The following is a 21235-nucleotide window of genomic DNA, read 5'->3' as shown; positions in this document are numbered from 1 at the left end:
GCCTCACGAGCCACACCCGTCACACACGCCACACCGGTCACACGGCCGTAAACCCGCAGGCCAGAGCCCCAGGCAACGACTTTGCCGGGGCCCTGCGTCAGCGGTGACGAGCACCCTGACCTGGCCATCGGGATCGGGGAACACGGTCAAGGTCAAGTTCGGCTACGCGTGTGAGGTCCTGGCTCCCCTCGCCGGGGTGAACCGTTGCCTCAAACCGCACCGGAGGCCGGATACCAGAATCGTCGGCTTGTGCACTCATTTCTGCCCCCTTATGCCAACTCTGGCCAGGTGGGATGGCGCCTGGAGCACTCCTCTTGTGGGACTCGCGGCCGAAGGACCTGCGCGCGGTTTGTCGTGCACGGCGGTGCAGGGCAGCGGAACTTCCGCATGCGGCCCGGGCTCTTCCCATGTAGCAAGGTCGTAGACGTGGGTACCTGAGCGCGCGGTGCGACTGTGCCGGCTACTCTTCAAATTGCTGCGATAGCCTCGGCCGCTCAAATCGCTGCGCGAGGATCACTCGCAGCAGGTCTGTCGACCGAGCGTGCTGAATCCCCCATAGTCGTTCTCTGCGAATCCACCACCCCACTTTCGACCATGGACCGGGTGGATAGGCTTCGTCAAGGGCTCACGATCACGAATCAATTCGCACCTGCCGACGCAGTCCAGGGGTGGCATCGGGTCGATGACGTCAATCCGGGCATTTCAGCTATATGTTTCATTGAATCGACTGCCATGGAGGTTCATAACGGCTCTTCGAATTTAGCCGGGCATCGTCTCGTGGCTGGCTGTGCTCCGGCGTGATTGCCGAGTGCAGAAGTACCATACTCGTCGGCGTTGGTTGTCGGGGTTGCGGAACCTGCAGGCGCCGGGCGACGTCCTTGATGAGCCGGTTGGTACCCTCGGTTTTGGCGTTGGTGATGCCGGTCTTGCAGAACGCCTCGATTTCTGGCCACCAGTCCTCGATGGTCTGTGCGAGCCGGGTGACTTCGGGGATGTCGGCGTTCGCGCACCAGGTGTAGAACCGGTAGAGCCGGTGGGAGATGTCGTGGCGGTGGCCGCCGGTACGGGCGGTGCCGAGCAGTGCCCGGAATTCTTCCTTGGCGATCCACGCGGTAAGGATCTGGCCGGGCGGGTCGGCATCGAGGCAGGAGTTCCGCATGGCCTGGAATCGCTGGTGGGTAAGGCGTTCCCGGGCGGTCAGCAGCCGGCGCCGGTTGGTCCACTCGGGATCGATCGTGCGGCCGCGCCGACCCCGGTTGTCCCAGGTCACCCGCTGCCGCACGGCGGTGACGGCGGCGTTCGCGAGCCTCACCGGGTTCAAGTGGTCCACCACGACCTGCGCCTGCGGCAGGGTATCGGTGACGGCGCGCCGGTAGGCAGCGCACGGGTCGATCGCGACGACCTCGATCCGCTGCCGGAACCGTTCGGTCTGGCCGTCGAGCCAGCCGACGACATCGGCGCCGGCGCGGCCCGCACGTGCCCGAGCAGCCCCTGGGTGCCGTCGAGGTCGACCAAGCCGGAATGCCATCGATCCACCAGCACCCACTTGCCGGTGGTCGGGTGCTGCTCCCAGCGCGGCTTGCCGCGGCGGGTCTCATCGATGCCGAGCACCCGCACCGGCGCCGGCGGGCCGAGCTGACGCAGCGGGGGCCTCGACGGGTGCATGACGTTTGCACCGGCGCCTCCGTGTCGCCGGCCGGCGGCAAACAGTTACATGTAGGCCCGTAGCAGGTGCACGGAAGACTTGCTGGATTCGTTGCGCTGCTCGCAGTATGGATCTCGGGGGTCAAATGTCCTGGTTTATTGGATGGCTCGAGCGCCTCAAGTGGTGGCTGGAACAGGTAATACCGTTCACGCCCGACTTCACGCCGCCGCCAAGCGACTGCGCCCTCGCGTGGCAGCCCAGTGTCTGGCTCCCGGTGTTCTACGGGGTCGCCGACTACGCACCAGCCGTCACTTCGGAGTCAGCAGAGGTCGAGGATGTCGAAACCGCCATTGCCTATCCGGACACGGGCCCCGCTCAGCTCAAGCAGTCGGAGGCCGAAGCCGGCGGCGAGGCAGAACAGGCGTTCGAGTCGCGTGTGCCGGATGCAGCAGGGCCGCCGACTCGGCTGCAGGTGTTCTACCCGAGCCTCGATGGATCGGTCTGGGACGCGGCAATTCTCGCCGGTTGTGGCCACTTCCCCCTCGTAGTCTTCCTCCACGCAGGGCCTCGGCACGTCGGCAGGAGCCGGCGCGATCCGCGGGCGCTCTGCTCCGTCACTGCTCCGTGAGACGTTGGCAGGCGCCGCAGAACAGCGACAATCGATGAGAGGCGAAACCGCAGGTCATCCCTGAAGGAGCGGGGCCGGTCAAGAGGTGTTTGTGACCGTTGTTCTGCTTCTTCGCTGGGATTGGGGCGCGTCGAGGTAAGGCGTCGGGGTCAGGGCTCGGGCGTAGCCCGAGGCAGTGTCCCGCAGAGTGGTGGGCTTCGAGGTTGATCCTCGGTGCCTACTCGCCGCTGTCGATCGCGGCGATGGGTCCAGTATCGCGGTCGGGGTAGAGCAGCGCCATGGAGCCTTCGGATAGGTAGCGGCGGTTGTCGGCGGATTGCCATTCGTCGTGCATGTCGGCCAGGACGGCGCCGACGAGGCGGATCACTGCGGCGTCGTTGGGGAAGATGCCGACCACGCGGGCCCGGCGTTTGATCTCCTTGTTGACCCGCTCGAGTGGGTTGGTTGACCAGACCTTGGACCAGTGCGGGCGGGGGAACGCGGTGAACGCGAGGACCTCGGTCTTGGCGTCGTCCATCAGCGGTCCGATCTTGGGGAACCGGCCGACGAGCTGGTCGCGCACCTCGTCCCAGGTCGCCGCGACGGTCTCGGCGTCGGGTTGGGCGAACACGGTGCGGAACACCGCGGCGACCATGTCGGCGTGGGTCAAGGGCGGCGTGGGCGAGCAGGTTGCGGGCGAAGTGGACTCGGCAGCGTTGGTGCGCGGTGCCCTGGAAGGAACGTTTCAACGCGGCGACCAGGCCGACGTGCTGGTCGGAGACCACCAGTCGCATCCCGGCCAGGCCGCGTTTCTTCAGCCCGGTCAGGAAGGCCCGCCAGAACACCTCGTCCTCGGAGTCGCCGACGTCCAGGCCGAGGATCTCGCGGTCCCCGTCGGCGCGGACCCCGCTGGCCACCACCACGGCCATCGACACCACCTGGGACGCGGCGTTGCGCACGTGCAGGTAGGTGGCGTCGAGATAGACGTAGGGGAAGGCGATGTGGTCCAGCCGGCGGCTGCGGAACGCGGTAACCACCTCGTCCAGCCCGGCGCAGATCCGCGAGACCTCGGACTTGGAGATCCCTGAGTCGATGCCCAGGGCGGCGACCAGGTCGTCGACGGACCGGGTCGAGACCCCGCACACGTAGGCCTCCATCACCACCGCATACAGGGCCTGGTCGATCCGGCGGCGTGGCTCGAGGATGACCGGGAAGAACGACCCCTTACGCAGCTTGGGGATCCGCAGCTCGACATCCCCGGCCTGAGTGGCCAGCAGCCGGGCCCGCGACCCGTTGCGCTCGTTGACCCGGGACTCGCTGCGCTCGTACCGGCCCGCACCAACCTGCTCGCTCGCCTCGGCCTCGATCAACCCCTGCATGACCATCCGGACCGACTCGCGGATCAGATCGACCCCCTCGCCGGTGCGGAAGACCTCCAACAACTCCGACACGGCAGACTTAGACAACGCCATCGGTGGGACCCCCTTCAGGTGAGTACTTGGCCGTACACACCGAAGATCCCGCCGATGGCCCAAACACTCCACAGCCACCCGCCGAACACCCCAAACCCCACCACTCAGCGGGACGCTCACTAGCCCGACCGCGGTGGCGGCCGAAGGGCCTTGACGTCGGCGCCGTTCGGCGCACGATCTGGGCAGCGGAGAAGGAGAACCTGGGCAACTCCTGTGGGGGTTGGGTCGGGGTGTAGTCGTGGCGCTCGTCATGGCCGGGTGTCCCGGCGGTGGCAGGCCCGCGGTGGGGCTGCTGTCATCCCTTCGTCGCTTCATGCGGTCGGCATGATGGGGTTCGCTGTGCGCCGGTCGGCGGGATCAATCAGAGGGGCGACCACGCCACCGGGTGGGGGTCTTGACCTGCACGATCCGCGGCGACCGGTCCGCGCGGCGACGGCGGTTCATGCCGCGACCGGGGTCGATGGTTGTTGCCCTTGTCGAGGGCACGCACGTGGTGGTCGCGCAGCGCGTAGAAGACGTATTCGAGTTGGCGGCGGCCGGCCGCGACGACACCGATGTTGCGTCCACGGCGGGCAGCGACCCGGTCGCGGAACCGGCCAACCAGCGTGGTGTCAGGCAGGATCTGTACCGATTCCACGACCGCCCACCGGACCAGCCGGGACCCCTGCTTGGTGATCCGGCCGCGGTGGACATGGGCATCGGACTCGTGGTGCACCGGTGTCAGCCCGGCCCAGCAGGTCAACTGCTCGGCCCGGGTGAACCGGTCGATGTCGCCGATCTCGGCGACCAGTACCGCGGCCAGGGTCGGCCCGATCCCGGGGATCTGTTGCACCGCGGCGTAGCGCGGATCGCCGGCCAGCCGGCCACGCACCATGCCGGCAACATGGTCGATTTCGAAGTCGAGCCCGTCCATGATCCGGCGTAGCGACCCGATTCTGGCCGCATAGGGCGCTGCCAGGTCCAACCGGCCCAGCAGCACGGTGCCCTCGATCCCGAACAGATCACTCATCGCCACCTGGACCCCGCACTTGGCCAGCACCGCATGAACCTCGGCCTTGCAATGCGAACGCAGCCCGACCAACTTCGCCCGGTGCCGCACCAGCTCCCCGCAACTCCCGCGTTACCGGCGGCGCGATCCATGCTTCGGACAGTCGCCCCATCCGCAACAGATCAGCCAGGTCGGCGGCGTCACGCTCGTCGTTCTTCACCCGCCGGTACTCAAACGCCTTCACCCCCAACGGATGAGCCAGATGCACACACTCGCGCCTTGCTCCCGCAACGCATCCACCGCCCAATACCAGCCATACGTGGCCTCCAACACCACCTCCGGGCTCTCCCCGGCGCGGGCGATCACCTCCGCCAACCGATCGACATCGTTGACGATCCGAACCCGCTCGAGCACATCCCCCGCGGCCGTCATCCGCACCAGCACCGAACGGCGACGATGCAGATCCATACCCACAAACTGCCGTCCCGCGTAGCCTTCCATCAGGGGCCTCCTTCGTCGTGAAACGCGAGCAACCCCAGCATCCGCCGGGGGACCCACGAGGAGCGGAGGCCCCGCTCCTTCATCGCATCAGAGGCACATTCGTGGGCCCAGACGCAGATCGCCGACACAGTTGGAGTAGATCTACACCATCTTCGGATGCACCTGCGAAATCCAATGCCCGGTTACTTCTCTGGCGATCTCGGGTGTGCACATCCACTGATCCACGTTCGTCGATGTGCGTCAGCCTTCGAAGCGAAGCAGAGGCACGTCGTAGAGGTCGGGCTGGCGCCGCCTTGTCAGGCTGGGTGCGACCACCTCGACCAAGTACATTTCTGTCAGGAACTGAACGGTGGCACCAAGTAGATGGCTGGTGTAGGCGGTCGCTGAGTGAGCCTTCAGACCGACGGAGAGATGGATGTGCGGAAGCACTGATCCTGTTGTATCGTCGTACGCGAGGGTTCCACCGCCGATGGCTTCGGCGTTCTCGAGGTGGACCTTGCTCCAGACGGGCGCGTCGGGGTCGTCGAGCTTCTCGCAGGTTCCGACTAGGTCGACGTCGCGGAGTCCGGCGATGAACATGGGGATGAAGCCCTGGCGGACGTTGTAGCTGCGGCAGAAGTCTGCGAGGGCCGTGTAGAAGTCTTCGCCGTGGTCGAAGCGGACCGCGAAGGTCCTACCGGTGGTGACTTCAGCGGCTTGCATTGTCTGCTCCTTCAGCGGTTGCGAGTCGGTCGAGGTAGGCAACGTAGCGGATGGCCGTGTTGAGGCCTTTCGTGGAGAGAAGGCGGCTTCGTGGGTGGGCGAGACCGTCGACGCCGACCGCGGCGAGCTCGCGGCAACGGGTGGCGAACCAGGTCCAAGGGATGTCGAGGTACGCCGCTGCCGCCTGCAACCGCCGGAACGCGGTCGGTTGAGAGATGATCGAGTCGGCGGACAGTTGATCTGCGATAGCCGAGTAGGTCGCTCGGCGCGATGGTGGCGCCCCGGCGTCGACGTACCAGAGGCTGGGTCCGCGCAGCCAGCTGGCGACGATGACGTCGTCGGCGAGGACGAATCCTTCGATCTCGCTCAGCTCCGGATCGGGCGTCACCAGGACTTCGATGCCGAAGGCCTCCATCAGCGCCATCGCGAGGAGGAGCAGCACGCGTTCGTACTTCGGCGAGGTCCGCACGGCGTGCTCGGGCACGCAGAATGCGCGCTGTGCGTTCGCGAACCTCCTGGAAGTCTGGCGCAGATAGTCGAGCTTGTGGGTCCAGAGCAGCCACGCGGACGCCTCCTCACCGCGCTGATCCTTGGTCCAGAACAGCGGCGGTGAGCTGAGCCGGCCGAGGTACCGGGTGATGTGGCGCGCGCAGAAGCTGGACCCAAGCCATTGCCTGGACACGTCGTTGATCTCCGGTACCTCGGTGAGTGTGGCAGCCGATGCCGGCAGTTCCTCGTAATGAATCAGTGCCTGCCGGGCCGCATCTAAGGCGCCATCGTCGGCCAGTAGGGCGGCATCGGTGTTGACCACGGCCCAGATGATGCCGATGGCGAGATCGTCGAGACGGTATGCCGTCGGAACCGCTTGCGCCTCCATTCGTTGCATGGCCCGGCGCACCAACTGCTTGCCGTCGGCAAGATAGATGGCATCGTCTCGCGGACGATCAGCCGCCACCAAGACTGTCCTGCGGTCCGGACGTCCCAGCGTTGACACGAGTGCCGGGGTTGGGGTGATCGCGACAGCAAGGTCCTCGCTCTCGTTCACTGGTTGGTATAGCGCGGAGAGCTCGACGCCATGGAATGACCGCCCTCCGGGCACCTCAAGTCGGCCCGTCAGTCCTTCAACATCCGCCAGATCGGACGGGCTGAGGCTCAGCAGCGAAGCGCTACCCGGCTGGCCGTCATCACTACCGGCCGGACGGGCGGGCCGGCGCTTGTAGAAGCCCAGGTCTGCCGGGTCCTGAACCTTCAGGACCCGGCAGAGCGCGGGCCGAACGTCCTTAGCCGGCCATGTGTACCAGCCTCGTTCCCAGTCGGACACCGACTTGGCGCTGATCGAACCCGGGTGGCCTGTGGCGCGCAGGATCTCCACATTCACCAGCTCAGCGAGTACCGCCTGCGACATTTGGCCACGTGCGTGGCGGAGTCTGAGATTAGGTTTCCGCTCGGCCTCAGCCACGACCCTGTCCGGCGAGATGCTCCGCTCGAAGCAGATCCGGTAGGGCGTACTCGTCCCGCGCCGTCCGGGGATCCGAGCGTCGCGCGCCATCCTCCCGAGCAATCCGGTCAGTCCCAATGAACGCGACGGCCAACTGACGGCCCGAGCCATCACCGGCGAGCACGCGGATCCGCACGGTCGCGTCGAAGTGCTTGGGAACGGCCGCACGGCGCCCGCCAATGACGACCCGACCGCCACGGAGCTGACCCTGTTGCTCGTGGATCCAGCGCTCCACGATGCTGCGTGCCGTCGCCTTCGGCCGTCGGCTGAACAGCCCGGTCCTCGCCACGAGCACGTGCCACGTCTGATCGTCTCGCCACGTGGCGATCTCGAACATGTACCTCACTCGGCCCTTCATCCGTCCGCCTCCTCCAGGTCGTACCCACAGGGTGCTACGAAGCGTCAGGACACGGTCACGGCGTAACTGGACTTGTCGGAGACGTCCCGCCTAGGCTGAAGACGTCCCAAGATGTCTTAGGTTAGGTGCATGGCCAACGAGCGACTGCGAGCGGCGATTCTGGAGCATGGCCTCACACTCAACGCGCTCGCGTCGGACCTTGATGTAGACATCAAGACCGTCGAGCGCTGGGTCAACGGCCGGGTTCCATACCGTCGTTATCGATACGCCCTTTCGGCCCAGTTGGGCGTGGATGAGGGCTATCTGTGGCCTGATGCCCTCCCCCGGAACCAGGTCACTGCGGCCTCCGAGAGCGAGATCGTCGCCGCCTATCCGCACCGATCCGAGGTACCGCGCGACGCATGGCACCGCCTCTTCAAAGCCGGCAAGGAGGAGATCGCTGTGCTCGTGTACGCCGGTCTGTTCCTGGCCGAGGATGCCGGCCTGCAGAAGATCATCCGCAAGCAGGCCGAGTCGGGTACTCGGGTGCGAATCCTGGTCGGCGATCAGCGTGACCCCCACATCGCCGAGCGAGGCGAGCAAGAGGGCGTCGGGGATGCCATGGCCGCCAAGATTCGGAACGCCCTTGTCCTTTACCGACCTCTGCGCAAAGTCGACGGAGTCGAGTTCCGGATGCACCGCACCGTGCTCTACAACTCGATCTACCGCGCTGACGACCAACTCATGGTGAACACCCACGTTTACGGCGTCACGGCGCCGCATGCCCCGGTCTGGCATCTCCGTAAGGTTGCTGGCGGTGAGCTGGCCAGCATCTACCTCGACAGCTTCGAGCGAGTCTGGGACACCGCCGTACCACTGCCGGAGGCCTGATGCCCAAGCGGATCGACTACTACGACGACCCCGATTCGCCTGCCGCGAACAGCATCGTTCCGTCGGTCAATGTGGTGGTCGAAAACGACGAGCACGAGATCCTCATGATCCGCCGGTCCGACAACGGAAACTGGGCGGTGCCCGGCGGCGCAATCGATCTCGGCGAGTCCATGTCCCAGGCGGGTGTCCGGGAGACTCTGGAGGAGACCGGCATCCAGTGCGAGGTGACAGACATCATCGGCGTCTACACGGATCCGAAGCACATCATCTTGTACACAAGCAACGGCGAAGCCCGGCAGGAGTTCTCGATCTTGCTCCGTGGCCGACTCATCGGCGGTGAACCGACACCTAGCAGCGAATCCACCGATGTGCGCTGGATCCCGACCACTGAGCTCGCCGACCTCACCATGGACCGTTCCATGAGGCGCCGGATCAACCACTACCTCGAGCGCGCGCCCTCGCCGTACTTCGACTGAACGGATCGAGTTGCCGCGCGAAGCATCGGGGAGGACCTGGTGATCGCGCGGTGTACAACGTGATCTGGGGGGTACCTGTCGAGGATTTCGGCCAGCCGATCATCCACATCGACCGGCTTCCCATCCACTCCCGCAGTCATGTCGCAATAGGTCAGGGCGTCGAGCAGTACGGCGGGTGGCGGCGCGAACTCATCCGTCAGCTCAACAATCCCGCGCTCTTCGGCCTCGATGACCGCACCGGTGTGATGTGCGACGAGTCGGCACAGCAGGTCATCGGCCTGCAGCCTGTCTCGGAGGTATCTCGCACCGTCCAGCGGATGAAAACCCGTCGACACAATGCGAGGTGCATAGCCTACGTCGTGGAACCAGGCCGCAACCTCGAGCAGTTCCGCATCCTCGGCGAGCTGGCCGGCCAGACTCTTCGCCCGCGCGGCAACCCCTTGGGAGTGGGCCCAGCGCCGTGGCAGCTCAGCCTCGAGAAGCTCTCTGACAAGTTCTCGGGCCTCCTTCGCGTGCATCATGCCGGCGACACTACGACGCCAGTGCGTCGTCGGACAGGACCAGTTGGGGACTTCTCAGGACGTCCTGGAACGTGTTGGAGGCCGTCGTTCAGGGCGTTTGTATTGGCGTTGCTCGACTCCAGATCTGTTCGAAGCTCGTGAGATGCAGCTCGAACATCTCGGCGTCGGCAGCCTTCCGCAGGTGGTAGACCGGAGCCTGCGCCGAAGGTGTCCCGTATGCGTGCTGATTGACCAAGACCTGCCCATCAACGCGGTACAGCGAGTTGTAAAGCACCATGTCATGCAGCCGCAGGCTTGCTCGACCAGCGCCGACCAGCGGCCGCAGCCGTTCGATCGACTTGCGGATCGTCGCCGCCAGCGGCTCGGCACCGGCCTCCTCGGCACCAATCCGGGCAACATCGAGTCTCTCTGGATCCCCTAGCGCGATCTTCACCCGGACCCCGCGCTCAACCTTCTCACCGACGATCTTGATGAACCGGTCATCCTCACAGAGAAACAAGGCGCTGTAGGCAAGGATGTCGATCTCGTGTGCCGCGGAGGCGAGGAGCGACAGCCAAGCTTCTTGACCGATCAAGCTTCGGCGCGGGTAGATCGCAGCGATCTCGTCTGGTCTCGACTTCGCAGCCAGCTCTGGCCAGAGGTCGACCTCGTCTACTCCGAGTCGCTTCACCAGATCTCCACGATGCCGGGAATACGGCAGGCGGCCGTCCAGCCAGCGCCTCACGGTCTTGGGATCCACACGCAGTTCTGTCGCCAGGTCCTGTTCCGTGAGCTGCGCCTCGAACAACGCGCGCCGGAGTCGTTCGTTCACCCGATATCCCGCCTCGCCGCGACCAGGAAGTCCTAAGTCGTCCTCTTGGAGGTTACCACAAGAAGTCCCAAGACGTCCCAATGGGGAGTACCGGCGTCCTCACTCCTCCGACCACTCTTGGACTAGCCCGGCAACCAGCGTCGGAGTCACGCGAAGGTCATCCAGGGAGTGAGAAAGGTGAACGAAACAAGGGCGATGGACACGGCGGAGCTCTCGGTCCGGGTCCGCGTCTGGTTCGGCCGCTTCCCGATCGTCGGCTGCCTGACGAGTCCGGATCTGGCCGTTGGCCAAGCTTGTTCGCTAGGGCGCCGATTCGTCGGCCTGAAGGTCACGATGGAGCCGGCAACCGAAGTCTCCCTCCCCTCCGGCGGTGCGCGGTGACGGCGCGGACAGGTGAGCTGTCCGAGGTGGTCCTGCATGCGGGAACGGCTGGCCCAGGGGTTGGACGCGCTGAATGCGAGGTTTCGGCGCTGGATGGACGAGGACTAGTTGCCGTGATCCCTCATCCGATGCCCGTCGTCCCTGGCTACATGCGCAGGTACCCGGGCATGACGTCCGATGAACTCGGGGAGATGCAGCATCGACTCGCCGCGGCGGCTCGGAAACGCGGGTACGTCCTGGGAACCGTGCATGTCGAGGAGCTTCCGACCGAACCGCAGGCCTTCGAGGCCCTGCTGTCATACCTGAAGGAAGTCGCCGTCCCGGCCATCGTCGTACCAACCTTTGCCCACATCGGCACCATCAACAACCCTGCCTCCAAGTACAGCAAGCTGAGGCGCGAGACCACAGCGGAGATCCTCATCGCCGAGTTCCTCCTCTGAACGAGCGGAGCCCGGAATCCCCTCACCAGCAGGTGCTACTCCCCCACTCCTGCGGAAGCGGGTTCCGCTCATCGGAGTCCTCGTCCGCGCGACCCCGAACTCCCCTGCGCGCCGCACGGACGAGGACTCCCCAAGCTTCGCGGCTGCAAATCAGCGCCGCGCGATCCAAAGGAATCAGCTGGTGTCCCAAACCGAGACAGAGCCTCAGGTCGTTCACGAGATCCACGACCACTACACCAACCGCCACGATGAAGCCCACCGGCTGTCGTCGACTTTGAAAGGTCAGCTGGAGCTGCAGCGCGTACAGGAGCTCCTGACACGCCATTTGCCACCAGCACCCGCAGACGTAGCGGATGTCGGCGGCGGGCCGGGGATCCATGCGAGCTGGCTGGCGAGCCTTGGGTACAACGTCGAAGTCCTCGACCCTGTCCACCACCACGTCGACCAGGCCCGCGAGGCCGGACTCACCGCGATCGTCGGCGATGCCCGCCGACTGCCGTGGGCGAACGAGAGCAAGGACGCCGTCCTGCTGGCCGGTCCGATGTACCACCTGAAGGAAGCTGCAGATCGACGGGTGGCGATCCGTGAGGCGATCCGCGTACTGCGGCCTGGCGGCGTGCTCGCGGTGATCGCAATCAACCGGGCGGCCAACCTGATCGGCGCGACCCTCGCCAACCGCCTGCAACGGCGACGCCTGATCGTCGAGGACATCCTCAACGACGGCTACAGCCCGGACAACGAACGAATGGCACACACCGTCTACCACACGGTCGCACAGCTGCGGAGCGAACTATCCCAGTTCGTCTCCCAGGTCCAGATTCACGGGCTGACGGGACCCGGTGGATGGCTCACCGTTCTGATCGACGCCCACTACAGGGACGCGCCGATGCCGGATTCTCTCCTCAACCCCGATCCGCTGCAGACCGCACTCGCATGCACCCGCCTGGCCGACCGTCAGCCTGACCTCGTCCACGCCAGCTCGCTGCTGTTCGCCGTAGGCCGACGTGCCTGACCGTCGCCCTTGGATCGCTAAACGCCACATCAGCCGACTCCGTCGCGCAGCGATCCAGTATGTCGCGCACGGTTGGCCGATCGCGCGGCTTGCCGTCCCCCGCGGGGGACGTTGTCCCTGCGGCCTGCTCGGCTGCGTCGAGCCACACCTGCTACTCGGGAGCTGCCCACTGATCACCGATCCAGCGGCAGCGGAGCGCGCGTTCGCCGACGGCCGGTGGGCAATCGCTCTGCCGACCTGGCGGTTCGACGTAATCGAGGTTCATGCCAGGTTTGGTGCACCCCTGCACTACCAACTGAAGACATCGTGTCCGACCGCCCTCGCTCCGACTGGCCGCTGGTGGCAGTTCTTCGTGACGCCTGACTCTGTACCGGTCAGTCTAGTCGAAGCGGCCGGCGGCAAGATCATCAGCGGAGCCGAGCGCTGGGTGGCCGCTCCCGGCAGTACGACCGAGTCCTCCGGCCGGATCCGTTGGCTTGTTCCACCGAAGATGACCAATTGGCGACCGTACCAACGCCGCGATGCCATCGACATGGTTCTCGGCCCTATCGACGGGTGTACTTCCTGGGTGCCGGGGACAGATCTCCCACCAATCATCAGTAACGCGCTGGTCTGATCGGCATCATCCCTGCCTATTGGGAAGCTCGAAAGCGATGACTGGCGGTTGGCGCGCCGACGCTGGGCTAGCATTGGGCGAGTTTGTTGCCCCGACGGAGGACTCATCCAATGGCCCAGCGTGTTGAAGTTATTCTCACCGACGACCTCGACGGGACCAATCTCCGGTCAGGCAAGGGCGAGACTGTCACCTTTGCTCTTGACGGCCGTACCTATGAAATCGACCTGAGTAACAAGAACGCCGGCGCCCTTCGGAAGGCACTCTCGCCGTACGTAACCGCGGGCCGGCACCTGAGGACGCCTCGAGGTGCGAAGGTGAAGCGTACAAAGGTCGACAGCGACACAAAGGCCATCAAGGAATGGGCTCGAGCCAACGGCTACGAAGTCCACGACCGCGGCCGGATCCCGAACGAGATCCGCGCGGCATTCGAGGCTGCCAACTAGGCGTCGGGCAGGGACGCGATAACCGTCCGTCAATCAGGTTTCACGGCCTTCCTGCTCAGCTTCTTGAATCCATTCGATCACAACACTCGCTCGATAGCGCAGGTGTTTGCCGACGCGGAAGCCTTGCGGCCCATACCTCAGGGTCCGCCAGCGGTACAGCGTGTGTTTGGGCACTTTCAGATAGGCCGCCACCTGGTCGATGTCCCAGATCGGATCAGGCGTCTGAGATGGGGTCATCATTGCCCCTGGCATCTGGCTGCGTCGATGCCGAACGATCGGTCCGGCCGCCGCGGCGTACTGCCTGGTCGTTCGGAGTCCGAGCACGGCGCTCGTTGTCGGCTTTGACCAGGCGCCGTACGTCGCGAGCGCTGCAGCCGAGGATCTCGGCGGTCGCCTCGATCGATCCGCAGACCTGGGCCAAGTCTACCGCCTCCGCGGCTGATGCTGTCTCTGCCCTGGCAACTTTCTCGTCGTGGCGTTCCGCGGAGAGCTCTCGCGCCTTGATCGCGCGATTCAGCGCCGCCCGGGCCTTGACTGCCCGCGCGGTCGCGGCCTCGATTCGAGCTTGCCTCTGACGGGCCCGCCGGAGTGCGGCGACTCTCGCGCTGTCAGTCACCTGATGCTCCGATCAGAGTCCGAGGCGATCGTCGGCCGGATCCGAGAGGCTCCGGTCTCGGCGATAGTCGGCGAGGTCGGCGACTGCGGCCTCCGGCTGGGGACTGCGGTGAGATCTGGCCCTGCCGCCCATCATGTGCCGATCGGTCGACTCGATGAGATGTCTCGCGACGGCGATCGCTCGGGCTCCGGTCAGCTCGACGACCTTCTCGGGTTCCTCCTTGTTCACCGTTGAAGCCCAGCCGGCGACGTACCGGAAGGACGATCCGCCGGTGGACAGTCCGTGATGAGCGAGAAGGACGTAGGCGACCGACTCGGCCTCCACCTCGCGGATCCCGCGGCACATGATGCTTCCGGCGGCGGCTATCTCGTCTGGGTCGTGCATCCGCATGTGCGCGACCTCGTGGGCAAGCCGCGCCACAGCAGTCACGTCGTCAAGGCTGTCGCTGACGACGATCTGCCTCTCGAGGTGGTCGGTGTAGCCGTCCAGTCTCCCGTCCCTGATCTTCGCCCTGCCCAGGGTGAAGCCAGCTGCGTCGACCTCGTTCGCGAGCGCCTCCCAAAGGCCCTTAGGCGCCGGGCCGACGATCGGCGCGGATTGCGGAAGCCTGGGAATCGGTGGACCCGAAGTCTGCGTGACATCGAACACTGTGGCGACCTTGAAGCCAATCAGGCGGCCGCGTTCCCGGCCGGGGCCAGGCTGGGGATCGATCCCAACCTCAACAGGCACGTCCGTTGATGGCCTCGGACGCCGTGCGAAGATCGGCGCCAGGATTCGGATCCCCTTCTGGTCCTTCATCACCTGCCGACCAAGTTTCTTCCAGCCGTCGTAGCCGGCCACCCAAGTTGCCTGGGGCATCTGCAGCGTGATGAGGATGATGTTGCGGAAGCTGTAGTGGTGGAAGACTGCAGCAGCGTCCAACCAGCGGGTCCACTTCGCACCTGTTCGGAGCTTGCGGATCTCACCTTTCAGGGCCTCGTGTAGTTGTTGTGCGCCGAGCTTCTCGCGGCTCATTCGATCCTCCTGGAGCGGGTCGGGAAAGCTCAACGTTCTGGGCCCATGGATGTTGCATCCGCCTCCGGAGTTACGTCCGAGACGGCCACCCGTCGATGCCGCTTCGAGTTCAGGAGAGGACCTGGTCGCCGAGTCCGCTCGATCCCGTGTGGGCGCGACTGACTCGAAGTACCGGCCAACTGTCGGGCGAGGTCCGATGCGTTCGAGAGCTCATCGGCAGTCCGGGCCAACGCATCCGTGAGTTCTTCGAAGCAGCCCGGCCGACTGGTTCGCACCCACGGCGTCTTGTAGCGCATCATCCACACAGTCGGCCGGGTCTGGAACTCAGGATCTCGCTTGGCCAGCGCAGTCCGCGGCACAAACAGGCGGCCATTCATGATCAAGCCTGCGACCGCGTACTGCTGAACTCGCGCGACTCGGTAGGTCGAGTAGACGAACTCGTCCAGGGCATCAAGAAGGTCGAGCGCATGCCTGCGAGTCGGGACGATCTCGGCCGGCTTCCGCAGCCGATCCTTCTCCCGGATCCAGCCGTTGAGCTCGTCGATCACATCCCGGAAGGCGACCCGATCAGCGGTGTCGCCTTCTCCATTGAGATCGGACAGGCGGCGACGCCATGCCTCGGCCACCTGTGAGGCGGCGAGATCCGCACTTCTGAGAAAGCTGACCAGATTCGTCAGGACCGCCCTCTGATCTTGATCCAGACGGAGCTTCGGCGTGGCCAGGACCGACAGGCAGAGACGCTCGGCGTAGCCACTAGCCGTTCGCAGTTGCGCTGTCGTCGACCGCAGATCGCGGGTCAGTAGGCTGAGCGGTTCGCGTGCCTCGTGTGCGCGCTGCCACTTCGCAGCCAGGGCGGCCACCTGGGACGGTCCGCTGACCGGATGATGCGGCGCCCCGGTCGTCAACCCGCCCAGCGCCCCGATAGCAGCTCGCTTCGTGTTGCCTTGGGCAATCTGCTCGAACTCTTCCAGCGTCGCGAGCAGATGCTTCCGCAGCCTGAACGCGATCACGTCAGTACCCGGGCCAGGATCGCCAACCTGCTGCAATGCACCCTGTCCGGCTGTCAGGACGATTTCTGCGACCTCCGACCGCGCGGCGAGTAGCGAGTCGATGTTGTCGAGCGCCGCTGATGTGCTCGCGTTCTGGCTGGCCAGCAGGTCCGCGCCCGCTCCGAGCGAGCGGGCCACCGCGAACAGCGATCCATCCCCCTGCTTGAACGTGCCGCCCGTGAAATCACTTGCTCGCAGCTCCGTCCGCAGCCAGCGCAGGTGGTTACGTGCGGCCGTCAGCACAGCTTGCCAGCCGGCGGCCAAGTCCGTCGTGCCGTTGTCGAGCTCGTTGAGCGCGCCAACGGCCTCTCGTCGCGCGACCCGTAGCAGGTCGTCATACGTCGCGCGCATCCTGAACCATCCGGATATCCGTCGCTGCGGCCTCGAGAGCATCGGTGAGCGCGAGTCGCCAGCCGAGATCCTCGATCGGTACGTCGAGCTCGATGACCGCGGCGGCCGCCTCGTCGAACAGGGCTGCCGGGTCCGCGTCGAGTTCACCGGCGTACGGCCCGTACGGGGTAACTCCGAGCAGCTCGCAGGCGCGATAGCGGTTGAAAGCCGTCATTGACCAGCGAAGGTCGGTCGCGCGCTGCTCGAGCGACTCGATGATCGCTTCGGCCTTCGTCACCAGGTTGACGATTCGGGCTCGGTCTTCGGAGTCTCTGCTGGTTTGGTTGTTCATGCTTCGTCCTTTCGTCGTCGACAAGATGCCTGCGTCAGCGCAGTCGCTCGGCGAATTCGACAAGATCTGTGGATAACCACGACCGACGATCGCGGCCGGCTGCGGGAGATCAACGGTTGTCGGCAGCTGCCTTCGCAGTGCGGGTCCGCCGGCCAGGCGGCGAGCACCCGGTCACACTTCTTGCACTTAAGGCGTTTCAGCGGCCGAAACGGCAGGATCAGGGTCGGCAGCGGCTCCGGCGTTGAGTGATCATGAACGAGACCCCGGACCGCTCCGGGCCCGCTCAGGGCCTCCAGAAACGAGCCTGTGAGTACTGCGCTGCCACGTTCCTGGCGCTTCGATCGGATCGACGGTTCTGCTCGGATCGCTGCCGGCTACGGCACCGGAGACAGCGCCAGAAGGCTCAGGACGAGTGCTGAGCATTCACCGTCTGACAGCCGGGGATGGCTACACATACCTGCTCAAGCATGTAGCGACTGCCGACGTCGACAGACGCATGGCGACGCCGCTCACGTCGTACTACGCCGCTTCCGGTTACCCGGCCGGTCGCTGGATGGGGACCGGCTTGGCAGGTCTTGGCGATGGCCAACTCAGTCCCGGAGACGAGGTCACCGAGGAGCAGATGGCGGCGCTGTTCGGACGTGCCGAGGACCCGCTGACAGGGCGCGCGCTCGGGCGGCCGTATCCAGTTTCCAAGTCCCCGGCCGAGCGGGTTGCCGAACAGATCCGGGCATTGGACCCAACGCTCGATCAGGCCGACAAGGAACGTGAGATCGACGCGATTCGATCCGCTGAGTCGCGTCGTAAATCCAAGCAGGCGGTTGCCGGGTTCGACCTGACGTTCTCGCCGGTCAAGTCGGTTTCGGCGCTGTGGGCAACGAGCGACGTCGGCGTACAGGAGCAGATCGTTGCCGCCCACCACGAAGCGATCGACGACGTGATCGGACTGATCGAACGGCAAGCCGCCTTCACCCGAACCGGCGACGGCGGCATCGCCCAGATCACCACAAAGGGACTGATCGCAACCGCATTCGACCACTGGGACACCAGAAGCGGAGACCCGCAACTACACACCCACGTCGTGATCGCCAACCGCGTCCAGGGTCCCGATGGAAAGTGGAGAACCCTCGACGGCCGAGTTCTCTACGCCGCGATCGTCGCCATGTCCGAGGTCCACAACGTCCTCCTGGCCGACAACCTCAGCCGCCGACTCGGCGTCGTCTGGGACCTTCGCGATCGCGGCGAACGGCGCAACCCGGCGTACGAGATCGACGGGATCCCCGACGAACTGATCCGCGAGTTCTCCTCCCGAACAGAACAGATCGAGGAGAATCTCAACGCACTCCTGCAGGACCGAGACGGCATCCACCCGCCCGGCCGACGGGAGACCTACGTTCTCCGGCAACAGGCGACATTGATGAATCGGCCGGCCAAACACGTGGCCCAACCACTCGCCGACATGATGCGCCGATGGCGGGAGCGCGCCGATCAGGTCACGCAGTACGAGGCCACCGCGATCGTCGAGAAGGCCCTCGACAAGCTGCGAGATCGCCCATTGAGTGCCGCGGATCTCAGCCCCGAAACGATCCATGCGTACGGCGCGACGACGGTCCTCGCCCTGCAGACAAAACGCTCAACCTGGAACCGCTGGAATCTCCTCGCCGAGGCCGCTCGACAGACCCGTCTCCTGCGTATCAGCAGCTCGGCGGATCGGCTCCAGGTCCTGCAATCGATCGTGCAAAGCGCCGAACAGCAGTCGATCAGCATCACCCCGCCGGCCATCTTCGAGACGCCGGCGAAGCGCCCCGACGGCCAAAGCGTGTTCACCATCCACAACGGCGAGGTGTTCACCTCGCCTGTCATCCTCGGCGCCGAGAGCCTGCTCCTCGACCTCGCCACCAAGACCGACGGACCGACCCTCCAGCAACGCCTGCCCACCACCAACCTCAGCGAAGACAAGATCCAAGCCCTCCACCGAATCACGACCAGCGGCCAGAAGGTCGAAGCACTCGTCGGCCCGGCAGGCACCGGCAAGACCAGTCTCCTCGCCGCGCTGAAGACCAGTTGGGAGTCCGCACACGGGGAAGGCTCGGTCATCGCTCTCGCCCCATCCTCAGCCGCCGCGACCGTCTTGTCGGACACCCTGGGACTACCCGCCGACAACGTCGCGAAATGGATCCACGAGGCCGTCGGCGTCGCGGCCGACCAACGGAACAGATGGATCAGCGATCTCGAACAAGCCGCGAACGTCGCCCAGCACACCCGGCGGAAACGGCGTCACCAACGCATCACCACCGAGCTAGCCCGCACCCACACCGAACGCGACCGCTGGCGATTCAGGCAAGACCAACTCGTCATCGTCGACGAAGCCTCCATGGCCAGCACCATGGAACTCGCCACCCTGGCCCGCGAAGCCGACAAGGCCGGAGCGAAACTCCTCCTCGTCGGAGACGACGCCCAACTCGGCGCAGCAGACACCGGCGGCGCATTCCGCCTGATCGCCCATGACACCAAAGCAGCCGAGCTCAGCGATGTCTGGCGCTTCACCCACCACTGGGAACGCGACGCCAGCCTCGCCCTCCGCCAGGGCCAGCCAGACGTCATCGACATGTACGACGAACACCAACGGCTCGCGCACGGGTCCACCGAAGACATGGAAAACGCCGCCTACCTCGCCTGGCGCGCAGACACATTCCGCGGACGCACCAGCCTCCTGATCGCCGCCGACAACACCACCGTCAGCCGCCTCAACGCCCGCGCCCGCCTCGACCGAATCACCACCGGCGAAGTCGAACCCGACGGCATCCCTCTCCACGACGGCAACCACGTCAGCATCGGCGACCGCATCGTCACCCGCCTCAACAACCGCCGCCTCCGCATCGGCAAACTCGGCTTCGTCCAGAACGGCAACATTTGGACCGTCATCCGCCGTTGGGACGACGGCTCCCTCACCGTCCAGAACGACGACCTCGAAACCGTCACCCTCCCCAGCACCTACGTCCGCGAATCCGTCGAACTCGCCTACGCCACCACCGCCCACCGAGCCCAAGGCGCCACCGTCGACACCGCCCACCTCCTCGTTACCGACCAACTCACCCGCGCCCTCATGTACGTCGGCATGACCCGCGGCCGCGACACCAACCACGCCTACGTCGTCACCCACAACTCCCCCACCGAAATGCACGAACCGCCCTTCCCCCAGACCATGCAAGACGTCCTCGAAGCCGTCCTCGAAAACGACGGCATCGAACGGTCCGCCCACGAGGTCATGCGCGACCAACTCGACGCAGCCACCCGCCTCGACCGCCTGGTCCCCATCCACGAACACCTCTGCCAGCTCGACGCCTGCGAACGCTACCGAGACGCCATCACCAACAGCGGCCTCGACACGGTCGAGCAAATCGCTCTCCAAGCCTCCCCCGCCTTCGGCCCACTCATCGCCGAACTACGCCGAGCAGAACACGCCGGCCTGGACGTCGCCGCCGCCCTCCACAGAGCCGTCAGCCAATCCAGCCTCGCCAACGCCAACGACCTCGCCGCCGTCCTCCATGCCCGAGTCGGGCGACTCGTCTCCCGAGCCGAGCGACGCTTGCCCCGCCCGCCGCACCTCATCGCCGGCCTGGTCACACCAGCCGACCACGCCACCAACCCTAGCTACGCCGCGGCCCTACGCGAGATCGAGGCCCAAATCATCCAGCGCGCGGACTGGCTCGCCGAGAAGGCGGTTGCCGAGAACCAGATCTGGTTCCGAAGCTTGAAACGCGCGTTCAGCGATCGGCCAGATAGGCGCTGGCACACCCATCTACGAGAGGTGGCCGCCTACAGGGAGCGCTACGGCATCCGCAGCAACGACACCCTTGGCGCGGCGCCAGACGCCGCTTTCGGGCAACACCATTACCAAAGATCACGCTTCGCACGAGCGATCGGCGAAGCTCAGCAAGCGAATAACCCGCTTAGAGCGAGCGATAAGGCGGGCGTTGACACAACGACTCGCATCTCCGGGCAAGGCGACGCACCTCACCGCAACCCGATGCCGTGATCGTGATAGCACATTACCTGCCTCAGGATCGTAGCCCGAGGTACTCAAGGGCGGCGGCGCCCACTGGTCAGTTTTGGCCGTTGACACGGCCGCACCGTCAGCCGGGAAGCTCCTGGGAGACCGCGTCACTAGCGCGATACTAACCACGAGCAACCACAGCGCTGTCAAGAGGCTGACTTGCCACTAGGACGCTAGCCGCTGACGGGGGGTACCGCTGCTTTGATCTCTCGCGACGCGGAATCGACGTATCTGTCCCGCTCGGCGAGAGCAGCGAGCCGGCTCTTGTTGAGTGAGCTGCGAAACAGCTCCGCCCGGATCGTGCTACTGCGCGCATGGAAGAAGTCTGCATCAGCGTCCTTGATCGTCTTCTCCAGCGCTGCAGCGACGGCGCGCGCCGAGTCCCTACGTGTCAGGGTTGGGTGAGGCCAGCAGCTAACAGCAAGTCCGCCGGATGACGTAGGGCGAGAACAGGAATCGATCCATCATGTCCAGTC

Annotated in this window: 20 protein-coding genes and 1 pseudogene; 8 read left to right on the top strand and 13 right to left on the bottom strand. The window is 65.4% G+C overall.

Annotation, left to right across the window (positions count from 1 at the left end; translation table 11 throughout):
- Positions 1-715: 715 nt before the first annotated feature.
- On the bottom strand, positions 716-1528 hold the full coding sequence (locus EV643_RS42820) for a transposase (RefSeq protein ID WP_133805972.1): 813 nt from the start codon (positions 1526-1528) through the stop codon (positions 716-718).
- 262 nt (positions 1529-1790) lie between these two features.
- Between EV643_RS42820 and EV643_RS42815 the strand changes: the two genes are divergently transcribed.
- The gene (locus tag EV643_RS42815; RefSeq protein WP_133805971.1) at positions 1791-2273 is read left to right on the top strand and encodes a hypothetical protein; all 483 of its coding nucleotides are present in this window, start codon (positions 1791-1793) and stop codon (positions 2271-2273) included.
- Positions 2274-2490: 217 nt separating this feature from the next.
- On the opposite strand, the pseudogene EV643_RS42810 reads toward EV643_RS42815, so the two are convergent.
- From EV643_RS42810 to EV643_RS42790, 6 genes and pseudogenes are all read right to left on the bottom strand, one after another.
- Positions 2491-3724 (bottom strand): annotated as a pseudogene (locus EV643_RS42810) (IS256 family transposase).
- Between the two features lie 361 nt (positions 3725-4085).
- On the bottom strand, positions 4086-4823 hold the full coding sequence (locus tag EV643_RS45265; protein WP_202870056.1) for a transposase: 738 nt from the start codon (positions 4821-4823) through the stop codon (positions 4086-4088).
- A 129-nt stretch (positions 4824-4952) separates the two neighbouring features.
- A complete protein-coding gene (locus EV643_RS45260; protein WP_202870055.1) occupies positions 4953-5213 on the bottom strand; it encodes a hypothetical protein in 261 nt (86 codons plus the stop codon).
- 240 nt (positions 5214-5453) lie between these two features.
- Entirely contained in the window at positions 5454-5915 is a 462-nt protein-coding gene (locus EV643_RS42800) for a PPC domain-containing DNA-binding protein (protein ID WP_133805970.1), read from the bottom strand.
- Entirely contained in the window at positions 5902-7287 is a 1386-nt protein-coding gene (locus tag EV643_RS42795; protein ID WP_133805969.1) for an XRE family transcriptional regulator, read from the bottom strand. Before EV643_RS42795 ends, EV643_RS42800 begins: the two co-directional genes overlap by 14 nt.
- A 79-nt stretch (positions 7288-7366) precedes the next feature.
- A complete protein-coding gene (locus EV643_RS42790) occupies positions 7367-7771 on the bottom strand; it encodes a hypothetical protein (RefSeq protein WP_133805968.1) in 405 nt (134 codons plus the stop codon).
- Between the two features lie 129 nt (positions 7772-7900).
- Here EV643_RS42790 and EV643_RS42785 point away from each other — a divergent pair, with 129 nt between their 5' ends.
- Positions 7901-8641, top strand: a complete 741-nt coding sequence (locus EV643_RS42785) for a helix-turn-helix domain-containing protein (RefSeq protein ID WP_133805967.1) — start codon at positions 7901-7903, stop codon at positions 8639-8641.
- Positions 8641-9117: an NUDIX domain-containing protein gene (locus EV643_RS42780; RefSeq protein ID WP_133805966.1), complete on the top strand. Its 477-nt coding sequence runs from the start codon at positions 8641-8643 to the stop codon at positions 9115-9117. The genes EV643_RS42785 and EV643_RS42780 overlap by 1 nt, the downstream gene beginning before the upstream one ends.
- On the opposite strand, the gene EV643_RS42775 is transcribed toward EV643_RS42780, so the two are convergent.
- Positions 9081-9638, bottom strand: a complete 558-nt coding sequence (locus EV643_RS42775) for an HD domain-containing protein (protein WP_202870054.1) — start codon at positions 9636-9638, stop codon at positions 9081-9083. The two genes, EV643_RS42780 and EV643_RS42775, sit on opposite strands and share 37 nt — an antisense overlap.
- Positions 9639-9726: 88 nt before the next feature.
- Positions 9727-10449, bottom strand: coding sequence for a phospholipase D-like domain-containing protein (locus EV643_RS42770; RefSeq protein WP_133805965.1), 723 nt, complete (start codon positions 10447-10449; stop codon positions 9727-9729).
- A gap of 177 nt (positions 10450-10626) precedes the next feature.
- Between EV643_RS42770 and EV643_RS42765 the strand changes: the two genes are divergently transcribed.
- From EV643_RS42765 to EV643_RS42745, 4 genes are all read left to right on the top strand, one after another.
- The gene (locus EV643_RS42765; RefSeq protein WP_238166203.1) at positions 10627-10830 is read left to right on the top strand and encodes a hypothetical protein; all 204 of its coding nucleotides are present in this window, start codon (positions 10627-10629) and stop codon (positions 10828-10830) included.
- A 167-nt stretch (positions 10831-10997) separates the two neighbouring features.
- On the top strand, positions 10998-11270 hold the full coding sequence (locus EV643_RS42760) for a hypothetical protein (protein ID WP_133805964.1): 273 nt from the start codon (positions 10998-11000) through the stop codon (positions 11268-11270).
- 181 nt (positions 11271-11451) lie between these two features.
- Positions 11452-12282 (top strand): class I SAM-dependent methyltransferase, encoded by an 831-nt coding sequence (locus EV643_RS42755; RefSeq protein ID WP_133805963.1) that lies wholly within the window; start codon positions 11452-11454, stop codon positions 12280-12282.
- A gap of 726 nt (positions 12283-13008) precedes the next feature.
- Entirely contained in the window at positions 13009-13341 is a 333-nt protein-coding gene (locus EV643_RS42745; RefSeq protein WP_133805962.1) for a histone-like nucleoid-structuring protein Lsr2, read from the top strand.
- 33 nt (positions 13342-13374) lie between these two features.
- On the opposite strand, the gene EV643_RS42740 is transcribed toward EV643_RS42745, so the two are convergent.
- The 4 genes from EV643_RS42740 to EV643_RS42725 all read right to left on the bottom strand — a co-directional run bounded on the left by EV643_RS42740 (position 13375) and on the right by EV643_RS42725 (position 16702).
- The gene (locus EV643_RS42740; protein ID WP_133805961.1) at positions 13375-13578 is read right to left on the bottom strand and encodes a helix-turn-helix transcriptional regulator; all 204 of its coding nucleotides are present in this window, start codon (positions 13576-13578) and stop codon (positions 13375-13377) included.
- Positions 13579-13969: 391 nt separating this feature from the next.
- Complete coding sequence (locus tag EV643_RS42735) at positions 13970-14971, bottom strand: ArdC-like ssDNA-binding domain-containing protein (protein WP_133805960.1); 1002 nt, start codon at positions 14969-14971, stop codon at positions 13970-13972.
- A 29-nt stretch (positions 14972-15000) separates the two neighbouring features.
- A complete protein-coding gene (locus EV643_RS42730; protein ID WP_133805959.1) occupies positions 15001-16371 on the bottom strand; it encodes a hypothetical protein in 1371 nt (456 codons plus the stop codon).
- Positions 16355-16702 carry a hypothetical protein gene (locus tag EV643_RS42725; RefSeq protein ID WP_133805958.1) on the bottom strand — a complete coding sequence of 116 codons (348 nt, stop codon included), beginning with the start codon at positions 16700-16702 and terminating at the stop codon, positions 16355-16357. The genes EV643_RS42730 and EV643_RS42725 overlap by 17 nt, the downstream gene beginning before the upstream one ends.
- A gap of 412 nt (positions 16703-17114) precedes the next feature.
- Between EV643_RS42725 and mobF the strand changes: the two genes are divergently transcribed.
- Complete coding sequence (mobF, locus tag EV643_RS42720; RefSeq protein WP_166665799.1) at positions 17115-20741, top strand: MobF family relaxase; 3627 nt, start codon at positions 17115-17117, stop codon at positions 20739-20741.
- Positions 20742-21235: the final 494 nt, after the last annotated feature.

It is taken from the genome of Kribbella caucasensis, assembly GCF_004361855.1.
GTDB lineage: Bacteria > Actinomycetota > Actinomycetes > Propionibacteriales > Kribbellaceae > Kribbella > Kribbella caucasensis.
The sequence above is the reverse complement of the archived record's forward strand: the minus strand, read 5'-3'. Positions and strand labels throughout refer to the sequence as shown.